7 protein-coding genes and 2 pseudogenes are annotated in these 7,917 nt (G+C 57.7%); 3 read left to right on the top strand and 6 right to left on the bottom strand.

Going from position 1 to position 7,917, the window contains the following annotated elements; genetic code table 11:
- Window positions 1-244, bottom strand: a 244-nt coding sequence (locus LWE61_RS20370) for a transposase (RefSeq protein WP_234152482.1), incomplete at its 3' end; no start/stop codon positions are given.
- Between the two features lie 105 nt (window positions 245-349).
- On the opposite strand from LWE61_RS20370, the gene LWE61_RS20365 reads away from it, so the two are divergent.
- Window positions 350-904, top strand: coding sequence for a protoglobin domain-containing protein (locus LWE61_RS20365; RefSeq protein ID WP_234152481.1), 555 nt, complete (start codon window positions 350-352; stop codon window positions 902-904).
- Here the strand turns inward: LWE61_RS20365 and LWE61_RS20360 are convergent.
- From LWE61_RS20360 to LWE61_RS20350, 3 genes and pseudogenes are all read right to left on the bottom strand, one after another.
- Window positions 814-1,313, bottom strand: a pseudogene (locus LWE61_RS20360) (chemotaxis protein CheW). The gene LWE61_RS20365 and the pseudogene LWE61_RS20360 sit on opposite strands and share 91 nt — an antisense overlap.
- Window positions 1,314-1,565: 252 nt before the next feature.
- Window positions 1,566-2,585: a DUF6976 family protein gene (locus LWE61_RS20355; RefSeq protein ID WP_234152480.1), complete on the bottom strand. Its 1,020-nt coding sequence runs from the start codon at window positions 2,583-2,585 to the stop codon at window positions 1,566-1,568.
- On the bottom strand, window positions 2,563-2,922 hold the full coding sequence (locus LWE61_RS20350; protein WP_234152479.1) for a hypothetical protein: 360 nt from the start codon (window positions 2,920-2,922) through the stop codon (window positions 2,563-2,565). Before LWE61_RS20350 ends, LWE61_RS20355 begins: the two co-directional genes overlap by 23 nt.
- Before the next feature lie 842 nt (window positions 2,923-3,764).
- Between LWE61_RS20350 and LWE61_RS20345 the strand changes: the two are divergent.
- Window positions 3,765-4,521: pseudogene (locus LWE61_RS20345) on the top strand (IS5 family transposase).
- 110 nt (window positions 4,522-4,631) lie between these two features.
- Here LWE61_RS20345 and LWE61_RS20340 read toward each other — a convergent pair.
- Complete coding sequence (locus LWE61_RS20340) at window positions 4,632-5,144, bottom strand: hypothetical protein (RefSeq protein ID WP_234152478.1); 513 nt, start codon at window positions 5,142-5,144, stop codon at window positions 4,632-4,634.
- 251 nt (window positions 5,145-5,395) lie between these two features.
- Window positions 5,396-5,923, bottom strand: a complete 528-nt coding sequence (locus LWE61_RS20335) for a helix-turn-helix domain-containing protein (protein ID WP_234152477.1) — start codon at window positions 5,921-5,923, stop codon at window positions 5,396-5,398.
- A gap of 399 nt (window positions 5,924-6,322) precedes the next feature.
- On the opposite strand from LWE61_RS20335, the gene LWE61_RS20330 reads away from it, so the two are divergent.
- Window positions 6,323-7,917, top strand: a 1,595-nt coding sequence (locus LWE61_RS20330; protein ID WP_234152476.1) for a recombinase family protein, incomplete at its 3' end; no start/stop codon positions are given.

Raw genomic sequence — 7,917 nt, 5'->3', positions numbered from 1 at the left:
AAAACCATCGGTAGACTGTGCGCCATGGCGGAAAGCTGTCGGGCAGAAGCCGCCAAGGACATCCTGCCCGCAGCAAATAGAAAATAGCCTCGAAAATCTCGCGCATCGGCCAACGCCGTCGCCGTCCGCATTGGCATGGCGCGGGCAAATACGGCTCGATCAAATGCCATTCCGCGTCGGTAAGATCGCTTCCATAGCGAAGCTCTGCACGGCTATGATGCGCGCGGGCGGTCGGGTTCCACATGATGGCTTCCAAGGTTGGTGTCGCAACCCCTCGGAATCATATCGAAACTCGATCGTCCACCGTTACATCAGCGTTCCGACACAGCCTCTAAGCGGACAGGCGCAAATGGATAGCGCCAAAAATGCGCAGCGCGCACACTGGCTGGATGCCTTCGCCAACGGCATCAACGACGAGTATTTCCGGCGTGCGGTGAATATCGGTCGGGTGCATGCGCGCATCGGCCTGAAGCCGCAATGGTACATAGGCGGCTATGCTCTCGTCGCTGAGCATATGATCGATGGTATGGTGGCGCCGGGCCTTTGGCGGTTCGTGCCGGGGCGCCGGGCGCTGGCTAGACGGCTGCCTGTGTTCGTCAAGGTCGCCATGCTGGATATGGACGTGGCTCTATCGACTTATTTCGATGAGACCGAGGACAAAATTCGGCAGGTCGTCGATCAGTTGGGCAACGCGCTCGCCGCCCTGGCCGCCAGCGATCTGACACCGCAGGTGAGCAACCTACCCGGAGAATATGGCTGCATCCAGGCGGACTTCAACGGTGCAGTCTCGTCGCTTCGGGGAACTGCGCTCTGTTATCGAGGAGATCGCTCGCTCTGCGCAGGCGCAAGCAAGCAAGCAATCTGGGTCAAATCAATACAGCCGTTTCCAACATGGACGAAATGACGCAGCAGAATGCCGCGATGGTCGAGGAAAGCAACGCGGCGGCGCGCAGCCTGTCCGAACAGGCTTCCCAGCTGACCGATCAGGTCTCGCGCTTTCGTCTCCACGGAAACAGCGAGACCAGCTTTGCTAGCCCCGTGGCGGCCACGCCTGGGGGCAGGTTGGAGGGCATCTTGGGCCAGCAGAACGATGTCGCTCACTGCATCGACGATGAAGCCTTGAAGGCCACTCGCCAATTGCACCACGATGATCACGTGCCGCTCGCCGGGCACCGTTTTCCCCATCCAAGCCGTGCTGACAGATCAACAATGGGCAGAACGGATCCTCGAAGATTGACTACTCCGAGCACATAATCAGGAGCGTGTGGCACAAGTGCCACAGACGACCATGCGCGGATTTCTCGAACCGCCATAATGTCGATCCCAAGCGCCTGTTCCCCGATGCCGAAAGTGATGATCTGTCGAACCATTTCGGTGCCCCTTCATGAATTTTCCATTGGGCTTAGTCGAAATCTTCACGACCTTGACACATCGCCACGAATTGAAACTGCATTTCGACGTGACCGTTGCACTGGTTCGGAACGGACACTGACGTTATCGAAATAAGGAGGCATCACCCCGAGAATGCCTCCTTACCCGTCCGCTGGCCCGGACCGCCGCGTTTCTCAAATCAGGTGCAGTTGCACCGTAGTTTGGTTGAGAAGCTGGTAGGCAATCTCACCGAAGGTGACAGGACCCGCAAGATTACCGACACACTGGCCTTCCAGCTTTCCTAGCATGAAGTTCAGAATGCAGTTGCACGACCAGAACGGAATGTCGTCTTCATTTTTGGGCTGTGCAGCTTCGAACGCTGCCCGATAATTATCGAGACCGAGAGCGATCCGATAGTCCACGCCCTTGAACACCGGTGCGTAGAAAGTCACCGCGCCCGTGTCATGGTCCACGTTCTGGATTGAGACATTGATCGACGCACCCCCATAGTCGCCAACGAGCGGCCGATGTCCATCGTCGATCTCTTTAGCCTTCAGATAGGGTGCCAGCTCGAGCCGATGCCCATCTATAATGCAATGAGTCTGGACAAAGCCTTCGCCAGCGAATGTCAGAATATCGCTTGCCAGATCTGGTCGGAAGGGATTGACGATGCTCGGGCATGCGAGCCGATCGTCGTCCCACTCAACATGGAGTGCCACGGCGCCGTCTGCGAGTTTGTAGGGACCGCGACCGTCATAAACGTAAGGCGTGCCGCCCTTCTTGAGATCATAGCCCGCAATCCAGCCCACAACGGGCTTTAGAAAGGTTGCAGGATAGAAGGGAGCCTCCAGCGCGAAGCGTTCATGGCACGACGATAACGCCGGCATAATTGCCAGGGCGAAACCCCGATCTGGCGCCGTCCCGGAAATGTCTGCTAGCGATGCCGCATCGAAGCTGGCGACGGTCACCCGGCCGATGGCAGACAGTTCCGAGACGAACAGCTGCCCGTCCGAAACGATCTTGCCACCTTCATGGGTCATGAAATAAGGCGTTGTGCCGCCAATCCAGTTCCCCGCTGGCAATTGGTCCAAGACATGCTCAGGGCCTGCAACCATCAAGGAAATGCCAGCATGGATGAGCTGGATTACGATGTCGACGTCGATAAGGTCATTGACGACCGCTTCGGCGAACTCAAGCGAACTGTGCGATTTCATGTGCCAGGCCCCGTTCCCATTTGGTGTAATATTCGAAAATCTCAGCGGCCTTTTCAGGGGCTCCTGACTTGCTCATTTCAATGCGTTTGATGAGCATGCGCGTTCCGAGATTTTCCGTCTTGATCCGTTCCAGTCCGCCTGTGGCAAGTCGTTGCCAACATGGGGATGTTCGAGGCGGTAGCGCCATGATGGTTCCTCTCATTGCCCTGTAGAGCTGTTCGAAAACCCATCGTAGGACGAGGAACTTCTGATGAAGTGAATTGCCGGTAAGTAAGATTACTGAGGTACAACCATGCTGGATGACCTGCTTGAGTGCGAAGTAGAGATGCGGCGTCACGTAATCCCTGGGGCTATCGGCCTCCGGCACTTAAAAACGGCGAGACTGCCACATCCTGCCTCCAGCTCCGATTTGCTCCACCTTCACCGGAGCATGGCGGCGCTAGGGGCAATGCACTAACAAACCAACCGACATACTCGGTGGACGCAGATCGGGTCTGCGTCGCTCGAACGGCCGCGTCTTGATCGGACCCGCCTCATGGTCGCTGCCACCTATCACGACTTCGTTCTGGAGATTGTCCGCCGTAACGACAAGGAGGCCAGCTTCAAAGCCTTACCCCGCGATGGGTCGTCGAGCGAACCTCCGGATGGGTGACCAGATGGAAGCACCTCAGTCGCAATTATCAAGAGCGCATCGACGTTTCCGAGTCCATGTCTACATCGCTCTATGAAGCCTCAAGCTCCGCCGTATCGGTCATTGATGGCGATCCGCAATTGGACTCTTTCGTACCACAACTGTATTATTACGGAAGGGGAGTTCTTTTATTTCTTAACCAAGATATTTTAAATATTTCTGGGGAGAGAGATAATCAGCATTGAGAATGTCGTCCGAAGAGGTGGTGCGTGCCTGCTTGCAGGACTGCTGATCGCTGCGGCCATAGCTGGTAATCATTTCAACAAGGTTCGGTTTTGCGGACCTGTTCATCATGAGAACCAGAAGATCAGTGATCTGGTGGCGGACATATTGCCTCCGCCCGAATATATCATCGAAGCCTATCTTGAGACGACCAAGCTGCTGCAGGACCCAGCGTCATTCAAGGTGCGCAAGGCCCATCTTGCTAGGGTCAGGCCCCATTGATGTGAGAGGCGCGATCTGATTCAGGCTCCGTGAGGAGACTGATAATGAGCGACCTGTACTGGCTGACGGACGAGCAGATGGCGCGTCTGCGGCCGTATTTCCCCTAGAGCCACGGCAAGCCCCGCGTTGATGATCGGCGGGTGTTGAGCGGCATCGTTTTCGTCAATCGCCATGGGCTGCGCTGGCGGGATGCGCCCAAGGACTATGGTCAGCACAAGACGCTGTATAATCGCTGGAAGCGCTGGGGCGAGATGGGCGTCTTCCTCCGCATGATGGAGGATTGGCGGCCGAGGGTGCCGATCCGAAGACGGTCATGATCGATGCGACCTATTTGAAGGCACACCGCACGGCATCGAGCCTGCGGGTTAAAAAGGGGATCTCGGGCGCCTGATCGGTCGCACGAAAGGCGGTATGAACACGAAGCTTCACGCCGTCACTGACGCCAATGGCCGGCCGCTCAGCTTCTTCATGACCGCTGGGCAGGTCAGCGACTACACAGGGGCGGCAGCGCTTTTGGACGACCTGCCAAAGGCGCGCTGGCTGCTGGGCGACCGGGGCTATGACGCCGACTGGTTCAGGGACGCCTTGCAGGCGAAGGGTATCGAACCCTGCATCCCGGGCCGAAAATCCCGGCTCCAGCCCGTCAAATACGACAAGCGTCGCTACAAGCGCCGTAACCGCATCGAGATCATGTTCGGACGCCTGAAGGACTGGCGCCGCGTCGCCACACGCTATGATCGATCTCCGACAGCCTTCTTTTCCGCCATCGCCCCCGCCGCCACCGTCATCTTCTGGCTCTGATCAGTGAGTCCTGACCCTAGGGCAAACGACCAACGAAAATGAAACCGACTGAGTCGCGTTTCTGCGAGATGGGGCGGCTCCCCGGTCTATCCGGGAAGCCCCCGTTGTTGTCAGGCGGCGAGCGGCCAAGCCGTCTGCACGTGACGAAGATGCTCGCTTGGCACGGCATTGGCCGCAAGGCGCAATCTCACGCGAGCGCGGGCGATGCCGCTGCGGAGGGAACCGGCGGGGCGCGACGGGAAAGAGACCAGCGCCCGGTCATCATGAGCAAAGCAGACGTTGAGGCCGGAAGGCATGATAAGCAGCGGTCCATCGTCTTTGGGCGACCAGCGGGCGCAGTCGGTATAGCGGAAAACGACGCCTGAGCGTTCAGCGAAGATGCTCGCGCTCGTGGGTCCGAGATGTTCGCGGCCCGCTTTAAACGCTAGATAGACGATGTCCATCTGCTGTTCACCCGCTTCTATCGTCCACTTATCAAACAGGCGCTTGTCCAAAGCGGGTCCCGCAATGACGATGACCGAGCAGCCATCCGCTGCGAATTCTTGATTAAGCTCATGACGAAGCAGCTTGGCAGCTGCGATGGCGAAACGGTTGACGGTTTCCAGATTGCATTGATGCGTCATTTCAGTCTCCTAAATTTTCCTCAAAAACCCTGAGGACACTCGGAGATTCCCCTTCCGGGACGCGGTCTGCCGACCGCCCTTGGCATGCCGCATCGCCAAGCGGCATGACCTCACCAATTGCAGCCACTTCAGTTCATGAGGGAGACTGATCGGCATGCCGACATTTACGCCACTGAAGCGTGGACGGATGGCGGCAATAAGCGTGGAGCTACTGACCATATTCCTGGTTGATGCACCAGGATCGATGTTCCTCAACGGTCTGAAATTGCAACGCATTCGCCAGCTTCTTCGAATGCAGCTCCGGAATTACATCGCCGTTCCCGGATGTTCTGAATTTGTACAAGGTGGAGTGAGGCGTCACGTTTCTTTCGAACCGCGAGAGGGGCAATATCGACTTCCGCGATTTTTGCGACCTCTTCCAGACTCAAGCCCAGCTGGCGACGACGCAAGTGGCTTAGGGGACCATAGCCTAAGGGGCGGCCCGGCGTTGCCTCTGGCCAGTGCGGCACAACTTCCTTTAATTCGAAGTCAGCACCTCCTTCGAACATCGCCGCGAGTAACCGCAGCAAAGTATCGGCCCGTGGCATGCGACCGCGGATGCAGTAACCGCCGTCCACTTCGCAATTCTCGATCTTGCTGATAGTGCCCACCGCAACACCGCTGCGATCAGCCAGTTCCGACTGCTTCCAGCGCAGTTCCTCCCGCAGCGTCGCCAAACGGGATCCGATGTCCGTCGGAATCGCAGCCGCTGGGAAACTGAAATTTTTTAGTTGCGTCACATGACGCTTTTGCAGGGCAGGATGCTAACAATCCCATAACGCCTGCATGACTGGGCGGAAGAGCACAACGGCCTCGAGGCCACAAAAAGCGAAGACGGTTCCCTCCGTCGCTGCCACGGTCATGCCATGCCCGTCGGGTGCAGAATTTCAGCAGACCCTGCAACAGCTTATCCGCCTCATGGCACGTGCGGCAGCGGCAGAGCATTGCCAAAGCGGCGTGGCTGATTCATCCTGCGCCCAATTTCCTCGGACCGAGGACCACCAGACATGATCGAATCCTCAATCCCTGAGCCGTTCGGCGGCTGCCATCGGATTCGGTCGAGTGCATCAAGAACGGAATAGTGCCATGCTGAAGAATACAGCACCCCGCATCATCCCTATGGTCGCCATTCGACGTCCATGCAAAATCCGAAGTCGAGCGAGGACCAGACCGCTTCCTGTGAAAAGCTGGTCGAGAGTCTCGGCGGCACCGTTGTCGCCACATTCCATGACCCGGCGGAATCCGGCTACAAGCGCGGTCGTCCAGGCCTCAAGAAATTGCTCACCATGGTCGCGAATGGCGGGGCCGATATCGTGGTATGCGAAGCACTTGAACGCATCGCCCGCGATGCAGAAGACGTAGCGTGGCTTGCAAAGAAGCTGAGGTATCACAACGTCGAACTCTACACCGCGACCGAGCATCACGTCGATGAGGTTAAATTCGGCGTAGCGGCCCTAGTCGGTACGATCTTCCTAAAGGGACTGATCGGGAAGACTTTGCGGGGTATGGCGGCCGCTGTTGCGGCGGGACGCTTCGCAGGTGGGCGGGCATATGCGTATAAGAAGAAGTTCATGCTCGACGCCAATGGGGAACCGATGGCAGGCCATCTCGAAATCGACCCGGCTAAGGCCAAAGTCCTCAGGAGAATTTTTCAGGATTTTGCAAATGGGCTCTCGTCCATTTCAATCGCCACGGCGCTGAACGAAGAGGGCATTCCCGGTCCGCGCGGCCGCCAATGGAATGCTTCGACGATTCGTGGAAACCCTAAGGCCGTTACCGGAATTCTTAACAATCCACTCTATGTTGGGCGATTGGTCTGGGGTCGCCGGCAATGGCGGCGTAATCCCGATAGCGAGATGCGTGAACGGCGCTATCGCCTGCGTGACAGATCTGAATGGATCGAAGTTGCAGTGCCGGACCTGCGTATCATCGACGAGGAACTCTGGGACGCGGTACGAGCCGAGATGGAGCGGCGGTCGATCTCCGGTGAACCGAAACAGGAGCACAGCGACAAAATGCAATCACCTGCGGGCAAGCCGCGTAAGAAGCATCTATTGTCCGGCCTTATAAAATGCAGCAGTTGCGGCTCCAATTACACGATCAGCGGGAAGGATTATTACCGCTGTGCCGGAGAGAAGGAACGCGGCACCTGCGGCAACAAACTGTCAGTGCGCAAAGGCGCACTGGAGCAGGCCGCCATGGCCGTACTGCAGCATCATCTCTTCACCGAGGAACATGCAAATATTTTCACGGAGACGTTCAACCGGGAGGTAGCGAAGATCACGGGCACTCAGGTCGATCGCGATCAGGTCGGGAAGAACCGTCTAACGGTGATCGAGAAAGAACTGGAAAACCTGTCTGCCAATCTGCTGACCGGGCTGGTCAGTCCGATGGCGATGAAGATGTTGGCGGATCGCGAAGCAGAGAAGGCGGAACTGGAAAGCCGCCTCGCCCGTACAGCATCTGCGAACCCTGTCGCCCAGATTCTACCGCATCCAGCACTGGTGCAGAAGTTCAGCCAGAAGATCGGCGCGCTGCGCGAAACGCTGAACGAGGCCGTCATCCGCACGGAAGCCGCGGAGTTGATGGATCAGCTGATCGAGAGCGCCAACGTCCGTCCCGACGGCGCCAATGGCCCTGAGGCGGAGGTTGTCGCGAACGCGGCGGATCTGGTGGTCTACGCCACAAACGACAACGCCGCCCCGGAGGGCGGCGTATGTAGTTCCATAACAGT

The sequence above is a fragment of the Sphingobium sufflavum genome (genome assembly GCF_021403115.1).
Classification (GTDB): Bacteria; Pseudomonadota; Alphaproteobacteria; order Sphingomonadales; family Sphingomonadaceae; genus Sphingobium; species Sphingobium sufflavum.
This window is presented reverse-complemented; position numbering and strand designations above follow the sequence as displayed.